At 42.2% G+C, this 19,767-nt stretch carries 21 protein-coding genes; 13 read left to right on the forward strand and 8 right to left on the reverse strand.

Features of this window, described 5'->3' with window-relative positions:
• Nucleotides 1-79 precede the first annotated feature (79 nt).
• From PTT44_RS13070 to PTT44_RS13130, 13 genes are all read left to right on the forward strand, one after another.
• Nucleotides 80-727, forward strand: a complete 648-nt coding sequence (locus PTT44_RS13070) for a 2'-5' RNA ligase family protein (protein ID WP_168158891.1) — start codon at nt 80-82, stop codon at nt 725-727.
• Nucleotides 718-1,236, forward strand: a complete 519-nt coding sequence (gene cobU, locus PTT44_RS13075; protein WP_168158890.1) for a bifunctional adenosylcobinamide kinase/adenosylcobinamide-phosphate guanylyltransferase — start codon at nt 718-720, stop codon at nt 1,234-1,236. The genes PTT44_RS13070 and cobU overlap by 10 nt, the downstream gene beginning before the upstream one ends.
• A complete protein-coding gene (gene cobT, locus PTT44_RS13080) occupies nt 1,233-2,285 on the forward strand; it encodes a nicotinate-nucleotide--dimethylbenzimidazole phosphoribosyltransferase (RefSeq protein WP_168158889.1) in 1,053 nt (350 codons plus the stop codon). The genes cobU and cobT overlap by 4 nt, the downstream gene beginning before the upstream one ends.
• A gap of 2 nt (nt 2,286-2,287) precedes the next feature.
• Entirely contained in the window at nt 2,288-2,890 is a 603-nt protein-coding gene (locus tag PTT44_RS13085) for a histidine phosphatase family protein (RefSeq protein ID WP_168158888.1), read from the forward strand.
• Complete coding sequence (locus PTT44_RS13090) at nt 2,890-3,633, forward strand: adenosylcobinamide-GDP ribazoletransferase (RefSeq protein ID WP_168158887.1); 744 nt, start codon at nt 2,890-2,892, stop codon at nt 3,631-3,633. The genes PTT44_RS13085 and PTT44_RS13090 overlap by 1 nt, the downstream gene beginning before the upstream one ends.
• A 271-nt stretch (nt 3,634-3,904) precedes the next feature.
• The gene (locus PTT44_RS13095) at nt 3,905-4,882 is read left to right on the forward strand and encodes a KpsF/GutQ family sugar-phosphate isomerase (RefSeq protein ID WP_004982125.1); all 978 of its coding nucleotides are present in this window, start codon (nt 3,905-3,907) and stop codon (nt 4,880-4,882) included.
• A gap of 3 nt (nt 4,883-4,885) precedes the next feature.
• The gene (locus PTT44_RS13100) at nt 4,886-5,425 is read left to right on the forward strand and encodes a KdsC family phosphatase (protein ID WP_004982122.1); all 540 of its coding nucleotides are present in this window, start codon (nt 4,886-4,888) and stop codon (nt 5,423-5,425) included.
• Between the two features lie 34 nt (nt 5,426-5,459).
• Complete coding sequence (gene lptC / locus PTT44_RS13105; RefSeq protein WP_168158886.1) at nt 5,460-6,002, forward strand: LPS export ABC transporter periplasmic protein LptC; 543 nt, start codon at nt 5,460-5,462, stop codon at nt 6,000-6,002.
• Nucleotides 5,992-6,558 carry a lipopolysaccharide transport periplasmic protein LptA gene (lptA, locus tag PTT44_RS13110; RefSeq protein WP_004982118.1) on the forward strand — a complete coding sequence of 189 codons (567 nt, stop codon included), beginning with the start codon at nt 5,992-5,994 and terminating at the stop codon, nt 6,556-6,558. Before lptC ends, lptA begins: the two co-directional genes overlap by 11 nt.
• On the forward strand, nt 6,558-7,304 hold the full coding sequence (gene lptB / locus PTT44_RS13115) for an LPS export ABC transporter ATP-binding protein (protein ID WP_004696348.1): 747 nt from the start codon (nt 6,558-6,560) through the stop codon (nt 7,302-7,304). The genes lptA and lptB overlap by 1 nt, the downstream gene beginning before the upstream one ends.
• 263 nt (nt 7,305-7,567) lie before the next feature.
• Nucleotides 7,568-8,164, forward strand: coding sequence for an IMPACT family protein (locus PTT44_RS13120; protein WP_168158885.1), 597 nt, complete (start codon nt 7,568-7,570; stop codon nt 8,162-8,164).
• A complete protein-coding gene (locus tag PTT44_RS13125; RefSeq protein ID WP_148825796.1) occupies nt 8,157-8,768 on the forward strand; it encodes an acyltransferase in 612 nt (203 codons plus the stop codon). Before PTT44_RS13120 ends, PTT44_RS13125 begins: the two co-directional genes overlap by 8 nt.
• Nucleotides 8,769-8,896: 128 nt before the next feature.
• Nucleotides 8,897-9,739 carry a universal stress protein gene (locus PTT44_RS13130; RefSeq protein ID WP_004696353.1) on the forward strand — a complete coding sequence of 281 codons (843 nt, stop codon included), beginning with the start codon at nt 8,897-8,899 and terminating at the stop codon, nt 9,737-9,739.
• Between the two features lie 141 nt (nt 9,740-9,880).
• On the opposite strand, the gene PTT44_RS13135 is transcribed toward PTT44_RS13130, so the two are convergent.
• From PTT44_RS13135 to PTT44_RS13170, 8 genes are all read right to left on the reverse strand, one after another.
• Nucleotides 9,881-10,546: an O-methyltransferase gene (locus PTT44_RS13135; RefSeq protein WP_004696355.1), complete on the reverse strand. Its 666-nt coding sequence runs from the start codon at nt 10,544-10,546 to the stop codon at nt 9,881-9,883.
• 131 nt (nt 10,547-10,677) lie between these two features.
• Nucleotides 10,678-11,397 (reverse strand): D-Ala-D-Ala carboxypeptidase family metallohydrolase, encoded by a 720-nt coding sequence (locus PTT44_RS13140; RefSeq protein WP_004982106.1) that lies wholly within the window; start codon nt 11,395-11,397, stop codon nt 10,678-10,680.
• Between the two features lie 132 nt (nt 11,398-11,529).
• On the reverse strand, nt 11,530-11,853 hold the full coding sequence (fdxA, locus tag PTT44_RS13145) for a ferredoxin FdxA (protein ID WP_004696359.1): 324 nt from the start codon (nt 11,851-11,853) through the stop codon (nt 11,530-11,532).
• Between the two features lie 207 nt (nt 11,854-12,060).
• Nucleotides 12,061-14,694, reverse strand: coding sequence for a DNA mismatch repair protein MutS (mutS, locus tag PTT44_RS13150; protein ID WP_168158884.1), 2,634 nt, complete (start codon nt 14,692-14,694; stop codon nt 12,061-12,063).
• Between the two features lie 251 nt (nt 14,695-14,945).
• A complete protein-coding gene (locus PTT44_RS13155; RefSeq protein ID WP_168158883.1) occupies nt 14,946-16,952 on the reverse strand; it encodes an esterase/lipase family protein in 2,007 nt (668 codons plus the stop codon).
• A 132-nt stretch (nt 16,953-17,084) separates the two neighbouring features.
• Nucleotides 17,085-17,987, reverse strand: a complete 903-nt coding sequence (locus PTT44_RS13160) for an ABUW_2363 family tetratricopeptide repeat lipoprotein (RefSeq protein ID WP_168158882.1) — start codon at nt 17,985-17,987, stop codon at nt 17,085-17,087.
• Nucleotides 17,988-18,110: 123 nt separating this feature from the next.
• On the reverse strand, nt 18,111-18,920 hold the full coding sequence (gene cysE, locus PTT44_RS13165; RefSeq protein WP_005400657.1) for a serine O-acetyltransferase: 810 nt from the start codon (nt 18,918-18,920) through the stop codon (nt 18,111-18,113).
• Nucleotides 18,913-19,761, reverse strand: a complete 849-nt coding sequence (locus PTT44_RS13170) for an RNA methyltransferase (RefSeq protein ID WP_168158881.1) — start codon at nt 19,759-19,761, stop codon at nt 18,913-18,915. The genes cysE and PTT44_RS13170 overlap by 8 nt, the downstream gene beginning before the upstream one ends.
• Between the last annotated feature and the right edge of the window lie 6 nt (nt 19,762-19,767).

Consider the following 19,767-nt stretch of genomic DNA (forward strand, 5'->3'; position numbering starts at 1 on the left):
TTCATTTAAATGTGAAATTATCTCGGCGTTTCAGCCCATAATTTTGACAAAAATATGCTTAAATTATTCATCTTCATTTGTGAATAAAATTGTGTTTCTTCAACCCCATAGCACTGTAGTACCGACCGAAGCTCGAGACTATCCTGAATGGCATTTGGGACGAGGACGCTATGCACTTTGGTATATTGAAGTGGATGATCCTGTTTTGATCAGCTATCTAACAAAGCTTCGTGAGCAGTTCTCAGATTTACTTTATCAACCAAATCAACGGCAGTTTCATATCACTTTATTTGTTGCAGGTTTTTGGGTAGAGCAGGCAACACAGTCGGATGACTTTAGTCGAGTGCAACTGAATCAGCAGCTTGAACGCCTTAAAAATTTAAAACTAGAATCTTTTCAGTTACAGATGGGTGAATTAAATAGTTTTGAAAGTGCCTTATTTTTAAAAGTAGATGATACCGCAGGCGTGTTGGATCAAATTAGAAAAACATTGCTGCAAACCTCGCAGGAAGTCGCGGCATTGAGTTATTGTCCACATATTACATTAGGTCTATACCGTGAAGCATTGTGTAGTGATCATGTATTGGCACGTATGGCTGAAATTGAAGATATTAGCTATAGCTTAAATGTCTCAAAGCTCACGTTTGGTTTTTATCAGTCCCATGTCTTACAAGGGTCATTGTTTTCACATACACAGATTGAGTTGGGGAATGCGCAATGCAACTGATTTTAGGTGGTGCACGTTCGGGGAAAAGTCGCTTGGCGGAGCAGATTGCACAACAGTTGGCGCAGCCTGTGGTTTATATGGCAACTGCACAAGCCTTGGATGGGGAGATGCAAGCGCGTATTCAACACCATCAGCAACAACGACCCGAAGATTGGGGGCTGTGTGAAGAACCCATTTATCTTGCAGAGCAGTTGGTCAAATTAGATCGCTCAAACCAAACCATTTTGGTCGATTGTCTGACTTTATGGATGAGTAATTTACTGATGCATACTGACCCAGATTTGCAAGTTCAAGAATGCCAGAAGTTGTTAGATGTCGTAGGAAGTTTACAGTCCGAGCTAATTTTAGTGAGCAATGAAACAGGCTTAGGTGTGGTTCCAATGGGACAAATCAGCCGTCGCTTTGTTGATGAAACAGGGCGATTGCATCAGCAGTTAGGTCAAATCGCTCATAAAGTGGTGTTCTGCGTAGCAGGATTTCCAATGATTTTAAAAGGAGAACAAGTGTGAGTTGGTGGTTAGAAGCATGTCAAAGTCCGAGTGAGTCTGTATTGGCTCAAGCCCTAGCACGCCAGTCACAGTTGACCAAACCGACAGGCTCGTTGTCGGAGCTTGAATCGGTTGCAGTGACTTTAGCCAGTTTGCAAAACACTGTAAAACCCAAGATTGACCGTCCATGGATTACGATTTTTGCAGGTGATCATGGGGTGATGGAAGAAAATATTTCTGCCTATCCACAAGCGGTGACGCGTCAAATGTTGCAGAACTTCGCAACTGGCGGGGCGTGTATTAGTGTGGTTGCCAAAGAGTATCAAGCCAAGTTACAAGTCATCGACTGTGGTTCAGTCGGTGAAGCGTATGAATATGTCGGGGTTGAACGCCACTGCATCCGCGCGGGGACGGCGAACTTTGCTCAAACCCAAGCCATGACTGAAGCTGAATGTGAAGCAGCTTTTGCTTTGGGGCAAAAAAGTGTGGAAGATGCCATCGCTTATGGGGCAGATATCTATGTCGCGGGTGAGATGGGCATTGGAAATACCTGTTCAGCCTCAGCTGTCGCTTGTTTTTTATTGGCTGAACCCGCTGAAAAGCTCACGGGTGTTGGAACAGGTATCCGCACAGAACAATTAATACATAAAAAACAGGTGATTGATCAAGCACTTTCACTCCATGCCCAATATGTCGGGAATGATCCGTTTAAAGCCTTATGTGCAGTGGGTGGACTTGAAATCGCAGCTATGACAGCTGCGTATATTCGCTGTGCGCAATTGGGTCTACCGATAGTGGTGGATGGGTTTATCAGTACTGTTTCGGCATTGCTCGCAGTACGCTTAAATCCACAGGTTCGTGCTTGGATGCTCTTTGGGCATCAGTCGGCTGAATATGGTCATGTCCGTTTATTAGAAGAACTTAAAGCGATGCCTTTATTGAAGCTGAATCTGCGTTTAGGTGAAGGCAGCGGTGCAGGAGCTGCACTGGGGTTGATCAAGCTAGCGTGTCGCTTACATAATGAGATGGCAACATTTGCTGAAGCGGCCGTGATTGGTGAGAAAGTTTAAGGATGTTGTATTTAGATTTCCTACGCCACGGCGAAACCAGCTTAAGCCATACTCTACGGGGTAGAACGGATGATGCTTTGACTGCGAAGGGTTGGGCGCAAATGCAGTCTACTATCGCCCAGGCTGAGCAGCTTAGGCAGGCGTGGGATATCATTTATAGCTCACCATTAAAGCGCTGCCGTTTGTTTGCAGAGCAATGGGCGGGGCAAAAACAGCTTCCTTTGTTTATAGAACCGAATTTGCAAGAAATGGATTTTGGGGAATGGGAGGCTCAGTCGACTGAGCGACTCTATCAACTCTACCCAGATGAATTGGCTCAATTTTGGCAAACACCGTTAAGCTTTACCCCGCCTCAGGCGGAAAGTTTATTGACATTTAAAAGTCGTGTTGTCGAATCTATACAGATCTTGACCCAGCAAATGTATGCGCAGGGCTGGACACGCGCATTGATTATTTCCCATGGTGGAGTGATTAAACTCTTAAAATGCCAAGCGCTGAAACAGCATGATAATGATCTTTTAAAAATGTCAGCAGAGTTGGGACAGTTGAACCGCTTTGTATTCGATCAAGGGCAGCTTCAGTTTATTCAAAGTGAGGACGTGTAATGACACCGTTTTGGATTGCATTACAGTTTTTAACGACGTTTCCAGTTCGTCTAAGCGCAATGCCACCGCCTCAGCAAAATGCGCAGGCATTGTTGTTTTATCCTGTGGTGGGTTTGCTTATGGGAGGCATTCTATATGGGATCACCCTGTTATTGCATGCTTTGCCACTTGTGCTGTTAAGCAGTGTGATTCTGGTGTTATGGATTTGGCTGACGGGTGGTTTGCATCTGGATGGTTTAGCCGACACTGCCGATGCTTGGGTCGGTGGTTTTGGCGATAAAGCACGCACACTTGAGATCATGAAAGATCCGAGTTGTGGGCCGATAGGTGTACTCAGTCTTGTCATTGTCTGTATATTAAAATGGTCGGCATTGTATGTGTTATTACAAAAACAGCTGTATACAGCGCTGATCCTCTTTCCTATGTTAGGGCGTCTCGTGCCGCTATTTTTCTTTTTAAGCACAGACTATGTGCGTGCTAAAGGACTCGGCAGCCAGTTGAGCCAACATTTAGCACGGCCAATCGCAATAACAATTTTACTGCTTACGCCTTTGGTGGCTTTGTATTGGGCATGGATTGGTGCTGTGGTGATTGCCACGTTTTATCTGGTACTGTGGTATTTACGATATAAATTTATACAGCGTATTGGCGGTGTGACGGGAGACACTATTGGTGCCAGTATTGAAATGATTGAATTAGCGACATTGTTTAGCTTTGTGGTGGCTACTTTTTATTTCACTTAAGTTAAGGAATAAATAAGAGCTTCTCAGCGTGAAAGGTGTGCAGTCATACGTTGCCGAAAGAAAAAATAATAAAAAGGTAACGAGCTATATGCACTTGAAACAAAGCTCTTCCATCATCAGCAAAACACATTTGTAGATATGTTGTGAAAATCCAAAGATTTCCACGCTAGTTGCTTACAGAGATATGATAAAATTGCGAAAATTATTTTTTATGTGCTGACGTTTCATTTCGTCACACGGTTCAGGTAAAACAACGTTGAATTCTGAAAATATGTCAAATCCCATTGATTTCCAAAAAGTTGCTTTAGAAACACTAGAGATAGAGCGTCAGGCACTCTCGGTACTTGCTAAGCAAATCGATGATCGTTTTAGCCGTGCTTGTGAAATTATCTTAAAGTGCAAAGGTCGCTTAGTCATTACTGGCATGGGTAAATCAGGGCATATTGGTCGAAAAATGGCTGCCACCTTTGCCTCTACAGGTACGCCATCATTCTTTATGCATCCTGGGGAAGCGGGGCATGGTGATTTAGGGATGTTGGTTGCAGGTGATGTGCTGATTGCGATTTCAAACTCGGGCAAGAGTGATGAAATCATGATGCTGATGCCTTTGATCAAATATTTGGGTGTGCCTTTAATTACCATCAGTGGTGATGAGCGTGGGCCGATGCCACAGAATGCTGATGTGGCGCTGACGTTGGGCAATATTCAAGAAGCTTGTCCATTAGGTCTAGCACCAACATCAAGCACAACGGCGACTTTAGCCTTGGGTGATGCATTGGCTGTTGCACTGTTAGATGCACGCGGGTTTACTTCTGATGACTTTGCACGCTCGCATCCTGCGGGTGCTTTGGGTAAACGCTTGTTATTACATGTGAAGCATTTAATGCACACTGGAGACGAACTACCGAAAGTGTCTCCAGATACAGCAATGAACAAAGTTCTGTACGAAATCTCTAACAAACGCCTAGGTTTAACCACAATTGTGGATGACAATGATCATCTATTGGGGATTTTTACTGATGGTGATTTACGCCGTTTGATTGATAAACAACAAGGTTTTGATGTGAACTTGGCGGTGTCTGATGTGATGATTAAGAGCCCGCTGACGATTTCACCGGAAGCACGTGCTGTTGAAGCATTAGAGCGAATGAATGAAAAGAAAATTAACCAATTTGTCGTTGTTGATGAGAGCAATAAAGTCATTGGTGTTTTGAGTATGCATGACCTGATTCAAGCTGGGGTAAATTAAAAAATGGCTTCTTATATTTTGTTAGAACAAGCGCGTTATGTAGAAGCTCTAGTTTTGGATGTTGATGGTATTTTAAGTGATGGTTTTGTGACTTTGACCAACTCGGGGGACGAAATCAAATCTTTCGATATCCGTGATGGCTTAGGTATGAAACTGGTTCAGCAAGCTGGTGTGAAAGTGATTATTATCACAGGACGTAAAAGTCAGATCGTAGAAAAACGGATGTCTGATTTGGGCGTGGACCTTGTTTATCAAGGCCGTGAAGACAAAGGTGTTGCACTGCGCGAGGCTTGTGCAAAATTTGGTATTTCACCCGAGGATTGTTTATACATGGGTGATGACTGGCCGGACCTATCTGCATTTGCCATTGCAGGCATGAAAGTGACCGTGCCAAATGGTCATTTAGAAGTACGTCGCCGTGCCGATTTGGTAACTCAAGCGATGGGTGGACGTGGCGCGGTACGTGAAATCTGCGATATGATTTTACAAGCCAAAGGTGTATACGAAACTTTACTTGAAAAGTACACCGCAGTCCCGCATTAATCTGTATGCATGCATGAGAGTTTAGTTAACATTTATGGATACTAAAGTTTTATATATCACTGCTGTAGCCATTGCGGCTATCAGTAGTGGTTATTACTATTACAGCGGAAAAGGGCAAAAGCTCGAGGTCGATGGTGCACAAAGCATGACCTATTCTGCTGAGCAGATCCAACTGACTCAAACAGATGAGCAGGGTAATTTATACGTCCGCGCAAAAGTAGACCGTCTTGAGCAGGACATGCAAAAGAAGACCTCTAAGTTAGAGAACTTAAATGCTGAGATGTATAAAGATGGAAAAGTGGATGCGACTTTCTATGCCAAGCAAGCCAATGGCATCAACGACAACGAAAAAGTCGTTCTGACAAACCAAGTGGTTGCAAAGAAAATGTTGGATCAAGGTCAGATGCAGTTTGAGACCGCAGAATTGACTGCGCTTCCACAGACGCGTGAACTTGAATCTCAGCATCAAGTGGTTGTTACGACACCGCAAGCAGAATTTGTTAGTCAGGGCTTAAAAGCGAATTTAAATACGGGTCAATATGACTTTTTCCATATTCGAGGGAAGTATGAACCATAATCCAAAATTTTCTATTTCGAAAACTTTCCTCAAGCAAACACTTGCACTGAGTTTAGGTGTGGCTGTTTCAACTTTTGCTTTAGCACTGCCAAGTGACCGTAGTAAAGCGATTTCGCTGGTGGCAGATCGAGCAACGTTTAATGAAAAAACGGGTGTAACGACGTACACAGGCAATGTCATCATTGAACAGGGTACGATGAAACTACAAGCAGATTCAATTGTTGCCAATTTAAATCAAACCCGCCAAATTAGCACCATTACGGCCAATGGTAAGCCTGCACGTTTCCAGCAGCAAGTCAGTACCAATAAAGGTATTGCCAAAGGTCAGGCGCAAAAAATTATTTATAATGCAGAAACAGGCATTATTACCTTATCAGGCAGCGCACTTCTAGAACAAGATGGTGCCAGTATTCGCGGTAATACATTACGTTATAGTATGAACAAAGGTGATATCGAAGCGATTGGTACACCAAACAGCAGTGGTTCGTCGAGTGGTCGTGTTCAAATTGTGATCCCACCTTCAGGGTCTCAATCCTTCCCAGGAGCGCGTGACTAATGGAGCAAACTCTCAATCAGCCACAAACCCTATGTATTAAGCATCTCGCGAAAAACTACAGTAAGCGTTGGGTAGTGAAAGATGTATCTTTTAGCATGCAAAGCGGACAAATCGTAGGTTTACTTGGCCCTAATGGTGCAGGGAAAACCACCAGTTTCTATATGGTGGTTGGACTGGTGCGTATGGACAAAGGTGAAATTCATCTTGATGACCTAGACATGTCTGATTTGGCCATGCATGAACGTGCGCGTAAAGGCATTGGTTACTTACCTCAAGAAGCATCAATTTTTAGAAAACTCACTATTTCTGAAAATATTATGTCGATTTTGGAAACGCGCAAAGATCTAAATAAAGAACAACGTAAACAGCGTCTGCATGAATTGCTGGCCGATTTCAAAATTAGCCATATTAAAGATTCATTGGGTATGAGTGTGTCTGGTGGTGAACGTCGTCGTGCTGAAATTGCGCGTGCGCTGGCAGCCGATCCAAAATTTATGTTGCTCGATGAACCTTTTGCTGGGGTTGATCCAATTTCCGTGGGCGACATTAAAGATATTATTCGTACCCTAAAAGACCGTGGTATTGGCGTTCTTATTACGGATCATAACGTTCGTGAGACTTTGGCGATTTGTGAACGTGCTTATATCGTGAGTGAGGGTGCGGTGATTGCTGAAGGTTCTCCAGATGAAATCTTAGCCAATGAAACCGTGCGTCAAGTTTACCTTGGTGATGACTTCACTGTATAAGATTATTCTGCGCCAATGAAAAGAGTTGGCGCAGATTTCCCTCCCATATGTTTAATCCATCGCTTTGCATTGAATTAATAACAGGGCATCCCCTTATACTCAAACTGTGTGCTCTGCCATCCTTTTGAAATCGCTTTTTTTAGCATGCTACATAAGATGCATATCTGTTTATTTTGTATGGGCTTAAAGCGAAAAGCCATTTTCATACGATAGTTGATTGAAAATACGTTATAATTTTTTGTGAAATTTTTAAAAACTACGCTATGCCATTTACCATCTCTAGTTTAGTGAGCTATGAAGAAGACATTAAAAAAAGTCGTTTTCAAGCTTTTGCTGTGCCTGTAGAAAATGAACAAGCTGTTAAAGATTTTCTAGAGCAATATAAAGATATCAGTACCACGCATCAGTGCTGGGCATGGAAAATTGGCCACAATGTTCGTTTTAATGATGACGGTGAACCCTCAGGTACTGCAGGTCGTCCTATTTTAGCGACCATTGAAGGCAATGAACTGACCAATGTTTTGGTTTTGGTCAATCGTTGGTATGGTGGTGTCAAGCTAGGCACAGGCGGGCTGGTACGTGCTTATGGTGGAACTGCAGGACAGTGTTTACTGTTGGCTGAAAAAATAGAACTCATTGAGAAGAAAAAAGTGCATTTTGCCTGCCAATTTAATGAATGGGCAATTTTCCAGTACGAGCTGAATAGCCAGCAGATTGAATTTAATGAGCAATATACTGCGGATGGCGTGCTTGTGGAGGCATTATTACAAGTGCATCAGATTGAAGCGCTCAGACTTAAAATACAAGACGTAACCCGTGGACGTGAAGCGTTAAAAATTGTGGATGACCATTATGACTGATCCCTTATTAAAATATCGTGAGCAGCATAAGCATCGATTAAGCTATATGCCCTGGTTGTATTGGTCGCTCAAGCCTAAAAACCGTGTGTGGGCTGAAGCATGGCAGCAAGAATACCAAGCTTATCTAATGGAAATGGAAACAGTTGAAATTGGTCAAAACTGTTTTATTTCTCCATTGGCACACATTTTTGCAGAGCCTGGTCGCAAAATTGTCATTGGCGACAACACGTTTATTGCTGCCGATTGTACTTTGCATGGGCCTTTAGAGATTGGCAACGAAGTCGCGATCAACCACCATTGTATTTTAGATGGTGGTCGTGTGGGGATTAAGTTACATGATCAAGTGCGTATTGCGGCTTATTGTCACTTATATGCCTTTGACCATGGTATGGCACTTAGCGATCCGATTTATCAACAGCCTGTGCGTTCACAAGGTATAGAAATTGGTCGGGATGTTTGGTTGGGTGCACATGTGGGTGTGAAAGATGGGGTGAAAATTGGTGCACATGCTGTGGTGGGGATGAATAGCATGGTAACCAAAGATATCGCCGAGCAATCGATTGTTGCTGGCAATCCTGCACAGTTTATCCGTTTACGTGATTAAGACATCAAAGAATATTGAACATTTATCAATACTTAATTACATAAAAACCTGCCATCAAAAAAAAAGATATGCTAAGTTTAGAACAACAATGAGACCTTATACCAAATGCGGTGTAATGAGAGGCGATAATGAAACGAGTCATTGCATGTATTGATTCTTCCCCTTGTATCAATGCCCTAGCAGAAGCTGCGGCGTGGATCGCAAAGCAGACGGGGCGGGAATTGGTCCTTTTACAAGTTTTGGATTATTATCCTGCAAGTTATCACTTAGGTGAAATTAGTGGGGTAATTGGATTTGAAAGCAATGCAATGTTGCTCAAAGAACTGGCTGAATTAGAGCAAAAACAAAGCGAACTTGCGCTCAGTTATAGCAATAATTTACTCGATCATATTTCTAAACTCATTCTCGAAACGCATGGCCTACATACAACGCATATTCAAGAAAAGGGTGACTTTCTAGAGCAAAGTTTTAACTTATTGCATGAAGATGACATTGTGGTGATTGGCCGTGTGGGTGAGAAATCGGCTGAACGCAATAAACCATTGGGCAGTAATGTTGAAAACTTTATCCGTGGTGCAAACTGTACCGTCATGACGGTAGGTGATAGCTTTAAGCCACCTACGCGCTTTATCTTTGCCTATGAGTATTCACCGACCTGTGTGAAGATGATGAAGCGGATTGCGCAAAGTGATCTACTGCGCCTCTTACAATGCCATTTAGTCTATGTCGGTGACCACCCTGAAATTTTAAGAGAGCCTGAACAGTATTTGAAAGATGCGAATTTGGATGTGATTACAGAATATCGTTATGGCGACGTGGCTGAAAATATTCTGGAATACCAAAATGAGCATGGCATACAACTGATTGTGCTCGGTGCGTTCAGCCACAGTAAAATTCATCAGTTCTTCTTGGGTAGCATTGCAACCACCATTTTTAGGAATGCTAAAGTTCCCTTATTGGTGGCCCGTTAATTTAGAGTGATTTCTCTAAATTGGAACTGTTTTATCCATAGTTATCCGCATTAATTGTGGATAACTATATGGACAGTAAATGTAAGTTTATAATTTATATAAGCTTAAATTAATCGATTGTTTTTTAATCTAAGTTTTAGCTTATTTTACAATAGCTAAGGCAAATCCATCATGTCCTTTGCTACCAACAGTTTGAAGTGCGGTGCACGACAAAATTTTCGGATGGTTTTGCATCGCTTTGAACATATTTCGAATCCCTTCAATACTTGGTTTATGATTTTCAGGATTGATAATATCGCCTGCACGAATCACGTTATCGAGGAAAATCAAAGTACCTGAATGCGATAGGTTGAGGCTTAATTCCAAATACTCTGGGTAGCTTTGTTTATCGGCATCAATGAAAATAAAGTCGAAAGGTTCAATGTCTGCAGGCAGTGATTTAAGGATATCTGCTGCACGTCCACATTTGAGTTCAATGGTTTGTTTGAGCTGAGCTTTGTCGATATTTTCTTGGCCCATCGCGGCATGAGTATCACGACCTTCAATCGTTAAAATATAACCATCTTCAGGTAAGGCGCGCGCTAACCACATGGTGCTATAGGCAGCAAAAGTGCCGAGTTCAAGTACACGTTTGCATTGATTCATTTGAATCAGCATTTGTAAAAGCATGCCTTGGTTCGGTGCAACAGCTAAGTGATCTGGAAAACCATGCTTCTCTGTATTTTCTAAAGTTTGCAGTAGAATGGGGTCTTCAGGAATTAAATGTGCATCGATATAGTTATCAATCTCTGTCCACATTTGTTGCATAGCATGTTCACCTTGGTTGCGATGTGGAGCATTTTAAACTTTTATTTTCAGAGTGCAATTTTTCCGACCATATTTGTTAAAATCAATGCTCAAAAAAAGAGGTCATATTGACCTCTTTTAATTTTTAAAAATTAGTAACTACACATCGAAGAATTGCGACTGAGGTCTGGGCCCCATGTACGATATCCTTGGGTATCAATGTGAATCTGACCAGAAGCATATAAACCTAAGCCCATGTTCAAGCTCTGACCATGTTGGGTCCAAAATTGGCATAGACGATATTTTGTATTTTCAATATAAGCATAATCTTCAGGTTGTGGGTTTTCAGACCCAATTCGAAAATCGATGGCAGAATTGAATAAGTGGCGTGATGAGTTTGCACCGCCTGCACATTGGTTTAAAGGCAGGTCACGATAAACCGAAGTGACTTCAAAATCAGTCAGTACTTTGGCTGCAACTAAATATTTAAATACTTTTAAAGTTGCAATTTGGTTTTTCCAAAGTTCACGATTTGGGATCATATATTGTGAACGACCACATTTTTGCCAGTCACGTGCTGTTCTGAGCAGTTCAAAGCTTGGGATGATATTTCCCACACCATTGCGTTCAAGAAAAACTTCATACTCACGTACGCGTGCTAGCGTGTCACCGACAGACATCCAAGCATTGTAGGTATAAGGAATAATTTTAGGTGGAGCAGGGCGGTCAAAACTAATTTTCTCTTGTGGGATAAAAATACGTTTTCCATCAGGAGTTGTGATGGTCTGGCCTTTGTGGGATGAAGTCGTACAGCCAATCATCACCAAGGGGATTATGCTAACCGCAAATAATCCCTTTAAAAATTTCTTCATTATAGAAATCAAATATTTAAAAAATACGCCTATTATTTTAATCCAAATTTGTGTGGAAAAATTGGAAAAATTGCAATCAAATGTGTGTTTTAGGTATAAAAAAAGATCAGCTTATGCTGATCTTTTTCTGGCTTACTTTTCTAAGTATTGTAACTTATCTGCTTTACCGTTCCATTCTTCACGGTCAGCAGGTTGGTCTCCAATCTGGGTAATGTTTGGCCAAGTTTGTGATAACTCAGCATTTAGTTCAATAAATACTTCTTGACCTTCTGGCAGTTCATCTTCAGAGAAAATTGCATTTGCTGGACATTCAGGTTCACACAGTGCGCAATCGATACATTCGTCTGGATTGATCACTAGAAAGTTTGGACCTTCATAGAAACAGTCTACTGGACAAACTTCTACGCAGTCTTGATATTTACATTTAATACAATTTTCAGTGACAACAAAGGTCATGGCGAAGGCTACCTAAAAATATGGTTCTAATAACTAATGTGTATTTTAGGCAAAAACAGCACCAACTAACAATTGCTTTTATTGATATTTGTTATATGCACGGCTGTTAAATTTGATAAAAACTGAACATTCTGCTGAAAATTGCTTTTTACAATAAAAAAGACCGTCATTTTGACGGTCTAGACGGTTTACAAAAATAGAAAACTACTATGAATGTAGCTGATCTTTCAATGCATAAAGCTGCTGTAAGGCTTCACGTGGACTTAAGTTATCGACATCAATGCTCTTGAGTAGTTCAAGTGCGGCAGAAGGCTTCTCAATTTCGACCACACGTTCAATGATTTCAAGTTCAGGTGTTTCTATCGCGGCAAACAAATCATTTTGAACGACTTTAGGTTTTTGCAGTTGTTGCTTCTCTAAAATTTTCAGACGATTTTGTGCTTCTTTGATCACACTGGCAGGAATACCCGCCAATTTTGCTACCTGTAAGCCGTGACTTTGGCTCGCTGGCCCATGTTGGACTTTATGTAACAAAATGAGGTTGCCATTGAGTTCTTTTGCGGTGACATGGTAGTTATCAATAGCAGTTTCTTTGGCTAGCTCGGTTAGTTCAAAGTAATGTGTGGCAAATAAACATAAGCATTTAATGCGTTTGGTTAAGTCAAGTACGCAAGCCCATGCCAAGGATAAACCATCATAGGTACTGGTGCCACGACCAACTTCATCCATCAGAACCAGCGACTGATTGGTTGCATGATGTAGGATTTGCGAGGTCTCAGTCATTTCCACCATAAAGGTCGATTTGCCTGTAGATAGGTCGTCCGCAGAACCAATACGGGTAAAGATTCGATCAATAGGACCTAAGACTGCTGATTGGGCTGGTACATATGAGCCACAATAGGCCAATAGGCTAATTAAAGCCGTTTGACGCATAAAGGTTGATTTACCGCCCATGTTAGGACCCGTAATAATGGCCATGCGGTGGTTAAAATCAAGTGTCGTGTCATTCGGTGTAAATGAGGCTTTGTTCAAAGCCTCAACCACTGGATGACGTCCCGCAATAATTTTAACCCCAATTTCTGGGCTATACTCAGGACGTGACCAATTGCGTAAGCGAGCCTGATGTGCAAAGTTGGCTAAGAGGTCGATTTGCGCAATAGCACTACTCATCATTTGTAAATGACCAATGTCGGCGCGGAGTTCATCTAAAAGCATTTCGAACAGCATTTTTTCGCGGGCTAATGCGCGGGACTCACTCGAAAGCACTTTGTCTTCAAAGGTTTTCAGCTCAGGCGTGATATAACGCTCAGCATTTTTCAAGGTTTGACGACGAATGTAGTGATCAGGTGCTTGCTCGGCTTGTGCACGGGTCAGTTCAATGTAATACCCACTGACACGGTTATAGCCAATTTTTAAGGTCGAAATTCCAGTATTTTGACGTTCTTGAATTTCAAGGTCGATCAAGTACTGTCCTGCATGATCGCGAATTTTACGGAGTTCATCCAGTTCATGATCGAAACCTTCGGCTATCACATTTCCATCCCGTAAAAGCACAGGTGGATGTTCAACAATGGCAGACATTAAACGTTGATGTAAGCCATGGAAATCACCTAATTCCTCATTCAATTGGGTAATTAGAGCGGACTGCTTGCTTTGAATCACGGGTTGAATGGCATGACGTAAATAAGGGATTTGTGCACAAGCTTGGCGCAGTTGCACTAAGTCGCGTGGACGGGCACTACCTAAAGCCACCCGACTGAGGACACGTTCAATGTCTCCAATCTCTTTTAATACTAAACGGACTGGCGATTCGTGGTAGCCATCCACAAGACTCTTGGTGGCATCTAAACGTGCGTCTAAGAGCTTGGTGTCACGTAACGGTTGCATCAGTGTACGACTAAGTAAACGTCCACCCATTGCAGTTTGACAGTCATTGATGAGTTGGAATAATGACGTGCCGTGTTCAAACAGAGGCTCAACCAGCTCTAAGTTTCTACGCGTCACAGGATCAAGCGCAATGAAATCACTGCTTTGTTCTAGTTGAATTGAGCGAATATGCGGCAAGGCAGTCTTTTGCGTTTCTTTGGCATAATGAATCAGCGATGCTGCTGCTGCTTTGGCAAGCGGAAAATGGTCAATACCGAAACCAGCTAAAGTCGATACTGCAAACTGATCACATAAGGTTTTTTGTGCATTGTTTAAATTAAAGTCGACATTTGGACGGCGTGTCACAGGGCAGTCGAGCAGTTTTTTAATGTGTTCAATGATGTTGGGGTCGACAATATTTTCATCGACCAAAATTTCACTTGGCATGAGGCGAGACAGTTCAATGCCGAGTTGCTCAAGCTGAAACTCTTGTTGCTGAACTTTAAATAAACCTGCACTTAAATCTAACAGCGCAATACCAATTTCATTTTGTTGTACGCAAAGCGCCACAAGGTTTGAACTTTGATGTGCCGTCAGTAAGGCATCGTCAGTCAGCGTACCTGGTGTAATAATCCGGACAACGCCACGTTCAACAGGGGCCTTACCTGTAACTTCACCAATTTGCTCGCAAATAACGACGGTTTCGCCTTTTTTCACCAAGCGAGCAAGGTAGCCTTCAGCTGCATGGTAAGGAACACCTGCCATAGGGATGGGTTGACCATTGGCTTTGCCACGATGGGTCAGGGTAATTCCGAGAAGTTTAGCGGCCTTATGTGCATCTTCAAAAAATAGCTCGTAGAAGTCACCCATACGATAGAACATCAAAGAGTGCGGATGTTGCATTTTGACGCCCATGTACTGTTGCATCATGGGAGTGAGGGTGGACAAATCAGTTATGATTCCCGAATTGCTCATGTAGGTGAAATCCTTAAATCTTTGAAAATGCACAATATAAAAATAGACCGAGCGACACCGCTTACCGTGTGTATTTATGCGCTATGAACAGCTATTGTATGAATGGCAATATCTTAGCAAAATTGAAAACGACTAAACAATAAATCATCTATAAAGCGAACAGTTGTTAAACAGCCAAGTGATTATTGCTGTATGCGTTAGCGTAAAGCAAAAATAAAAGAGCCTAAACATCTGTTTAGGCTTTTAAAGATTTAAGGTTTATACAGACCGAGTTCAGTCAGGTGCAACCGCAGGATACGACGTAACTCAAGAACGGCTTCAGGCGTTTCTTGAATAGAATGTCCACCTTTAATAATCTTCTCAGACAATGCACCATCTAGATGGGCACTCGTATAAGGCACGACATCGTCTGTAATGATATTGAGGTCATCACTTTTGGTCGCATTCCCCATGATACTGTGGAATTTCATGCCTTTGTATGGAACGACATTTTTCGTTAATCGAGTGAAGTTAGAGTTCTTGCTGAGATCACTTGGCCCATTTTGAATGAGTCCATTATCGACATCTTTAATGAAGGCTTGTAGGTCAGGGTCACTACTTTGTATAACATCGGTCAGTGCCCCCAAAAACGCACCTGGTAGACGAATAACTTTACGTGCCGCAAGGGTAAACCAGCGGTCAGCAAACTCTGTCCCACGATGTGGCGCTGCCAAGAAAATGGCCCGACTAAAGTTTGGAATCGGTTGAATGTCGAGGCGCGATTTAAACAGAGGGTCATTTTTAAATTGTTGCACACGTCGATTAGGTAGCAGTTTCATTGCCGCAGGGGTTAAGTCAGCATCGCTTACCAAAAGCCGCGCAATAATGCCGCCCATACTATGACCAACTAACACTGCATCCTTTTTGGCAGGCGCTTTACTGTCGACCAAATTAAAACTTTGTTGAATGATTGCATAGATTTGGAAACGACTTTCCAAAATTGGCATATTGGTCGAGTAGAACACTTGCCAGACTTGATAGTGTTCACGCAGCACAGGATCGCCCATGACATCATTCGTCAAACGAATCCATGCCTCTGGACTACTGGCTAGTCCGTGAACGAGCACCACTACTTTTTTATTTGGGTTGTACGGCTCAAGCATGTATAGGTGCGGCATGGTGAGGCGTGCATCACGATCAATCAGTGATAAATACGCTGCTTTACCTAAATTGTTTTGTGCCAACCATAAGCCATAAGGTGCAGAAAAGTTTGCAGCAAGAGGGTAACTTTTGCCTGCAATTTTCGCAGATTCAAACTTGTAGGGATCATAAGCTGAGATTTCAAACTCAGGGTTGTTTAAGATCTCATCGATACTGGATGCAGAGCGTGGCTGTGCAGTAATGGTCGCCGCTAAATAACGGGCATTGTGAATGTTGGGATTACGACCATTTGTATACTGATAATGTAGTGGGTCGACAATATATTTGGCTTTTTCAGGTGAGGTGTCATTGTGCTCAGGTGGGAGGACAATCAGAAACTCTGAACCAAAACCATCGCGACGTGTGATAGAGCGCAGACCTGAAAAGTTCATATTGTAAGTTGACATTAGTTGTTCAACTTGACGGTTTTTTAGAAGTGGGTAGTTGTCATAATTAATACGGTAAATACTTTGCCCCACTTTGATTTGATTGCCGACTTCTGCTGGTCCATGGCGTAGTCCATAACTATGTACAAGTTTAGCGATAGCTTGGTTATAAAAGTCACGGAGTTGGACTTGTCGGTTATCAAAAATACGATCTTGGGGGCCACGTTTGGTGTTAAACATGTATGCATAACTGTAGCGAATACTTTTATCCAACATGCCGAGTTGTTGATCTAGGCAGCTTTGGTAGTTTTGTTTTTGTAGCGCTTTTTTTTCTTCAGACTGGGTCTTGGCTAAAATACTCACTTTACAGGCAGATGATTTTTCTAAGGAAATTGCTTTAGCGAGATACAGTTCGCTGGCAGTAGAGAGGAGCTGTTCATCCTGAATTTGTGGAATTTGTCTGAGTTCGCTGACACATTCTTCAGGTTGCTCTGAACAGATTTTGGCTTCTCGACCTGTCATGGACAGCACGTTTAGACTCGCTTCACTGAGCTTATCCCGCGTTAAAATACTTTCACGTTCATTGGTAATCGTGACGTTCAGTGATTGATTTTTCACACTGACCACTTGGCAACCACTCAAGAGCGAAAATAGAGTGGTTACCATCAAGGTGCTACGGATGTATTTAGGCATAAAAAGCGTCGACTACCGTTTATTCTTTTGAATTTTTTAAATCATACGATAATTCTCGGATTTATCAATTCGCCTAAAATAAAAATAGACCGAAAATTCGGTCTATTTTTAGGTACATCAGAAGTGATGGAATTATTTTGCAGTATTTAGAACTTGCCAAACATTCCAACGACCTTGTTTTTCAATTTCATTAATCAAGCGATCTGTAACTTCGGCTTCTTGTGGATATTTCAGCTTGTAGTTTTTCAAGGTTTGCACCGCATTTTTCTTTTGTTCCATTGCGATGTAGTTATTTGCTGTCGCTAAATATGCTTCTTGAACACCAGCTTTCATTGCTTTATCGAGGTATGGCATTGCTTCGCGTTGACCACCACCTTCAGACAAAGCAAAACCGAACCAGAAGTTTGCTTCAGGGTCTTCTTGGTTAATTTTTAAAATACGCTGTGCATAAGCCAAAGACTTGGTGGTATAGACTGAACCAAGGTCTAAATTACGTGCCATAACGCTGGCTTTGAATGCACGGACCAGTACATCAAATGAAGCATTGTCTTTTGATGCTAACGTATCAAGCTGTTGTGTCACTTCTTTTAGTTTTAACTCAAAACCTTTACGTTCTTGGCGTTCTGTAAAACGTGGTGGGTAGTGACGGGCTTTGCCTTCAACCAACTGTAAGAAGTCATCAATTTCAGTAATGTCGACTTCATTGTCGCCTGCCAGTACGGCAAACTTTAATTGACGGTCTTTGCTGTTTATGGTTGGAATAATCAGTTTATTGGTGTCTAAAACCATTTTTTTAGATGGATCGTCAGAGCGAGTCACTTCCATTTTTGTTACAGGCTGAGCCGCTGCATTTTTTAAGTTAATTTCAAATGGAGGTGGCGCATCATAATTAAATGGATTGAGTGCATAAAATGGTGCAGTTAATTCAGGCTCTGTAAAAACGATGGTATCGTTGTTATTCTTCGTTGGGTTTGAGCTACACGCTGTTAAAAACGAGACAGCAAGAACAGCAACCGCTAAGGGTTTAAGCATCATAAGGTTCATCCATTCATTATTTTAAGAAGTGGTATAAAAGGCATGTTCGTCAGTCTAAAAAAACTCTGATGAACATGCAAGGTTTGCTATAGGCAGGTTTTCAAAAACTAACACTTTTCATGTTTAGTCATTGGATGGCAGGCTTTGAGCTTCACATTCGCGGCGTACATCTTCCAAAATTTTCAATTCTTCAGCACTAAAGGGTTGTTCATTTTGTTGTTGCTTTTTAAAAGTTGGATCAAGCAAAGACAAACGTTGGCATAGGGTGCTCATCCGTTTCTCATTCAGCTGAATGCGGTCAAGTAGAACACGCATACCTTCAAGAATTGGATCAGACTGATCTTGCGTTGCAGCATAAGGTTGGAAACCAATACTTTCTGCATAATTGCGACGACGTGTTTCTGCTTCATCTTTTGGTTTATCTTTAGAAATAAAGCGTGCAGGGTTACCAACTGCGGTGGTGTCGGCTGGAACAGCTTTGGTGACGACTGCATTTGAGCCGACTTTCGCATTTTTACCGACAGTAAAAGGGCCTAAAATTTTAGCACCAGCACCCACCACCACGCCGTCTTCTAAGGTCGGGTGACGTTTGCCTTTATTCCATGTGGTTCCACCTAAAGTGACACCGTGATATAGGGTCACATCGTCACCAATTTCAGCGGTTTCACCAATCACGACGCCCATGCCATGGTCAATAAAAAAACGACGACCAATTTTAGCACCTGGGTGAATTTCAATACCTGTTGCAAATCGGCTAAAAGAAGACAATAAACGTGCTGAGCCTTTACATTCTTTTTTCCATAACTCATGCGCCATACGGTGCATAATCAAAGCATGAATACCTGGATATGTGGTCAGAACTTCTAAAGTGTTTCGTGCCGCAGGATCGCGCGCGAATACAGCTTGTATATCTTCTTTGAGCTGTTTAAGCATTAGATTGATCCTCTGTTTGATCCGTATTTGACTTTTTCCATGTGCCATTATTTAAAGCTTGTACTCGACTAAAAATACCACGAAGTAAATGATATTCCATACGATCTAATTGTATACGTCCAAAAAGACGACGCAAGCGTAAAGGCAGTAACCGAGGATTTTTTGGATCTAAAAATTCAATCTCGGCCAACATTTTTTCAATGTGCGGGTAGAACTGTTCCATTTGCTCATGTGTGACCAAAGGCTCATCCCACTGCATAGACTCTGTATCTGTTACAGGCATGGTTGCAGCTTCATCTTCAGTGCTTTCCACACTAGCCAGTGTGGCCATACGCATTTCATAACAAATCACTTGAATGGCTTGAGCCACATTTAGTACACCATAGTCTGTATTTACAGGAATGGTGACATGGTAGTTGGCCATGGCAAGTTCTTCGTTGGTTAGCCCGCGGTCTTCACGGCCAAATACAACAGCAACCTCTTGCTGATCATTCACCACTGCTGAAATTGATTTTTCAGCTGCGGGACGTGCGTCTAGCAAAGGCCAAGGAATGGTACGACTACGCGCACTGGTACCAAACACTAAATGGCAGTCTTTGATGGCATCGGCAAGGGTTTCAACGATTTCAATCTGCTCGATTAAATCAGTTGCACCCGCAGCTAAAGCATCTATATCCGGATGTGGATAGGTTTTTGGCGCAACCAACACCAGCTTTGAGAGTCCCATTGTTTTCATGGCGCGCAGTGCGCTACCAATGTTCGCAGGGAGTGTGGTATTGACCATGACAATACGCACATGGGAGAGATGCGCTGAAACAGCGGCATTGTCAAATTGGCTCATGATTTT

The organism is Acinetobacter sp. Gutcm_16 (assembly GCF_028649355.1).
Classification (GTDB): Bacteria; Pseudomonadota; Gammaproteobacteria; order Pseudomonadales; family Moraxellaceae; genus Acinetobacter; species Acinetobacter johnsonii.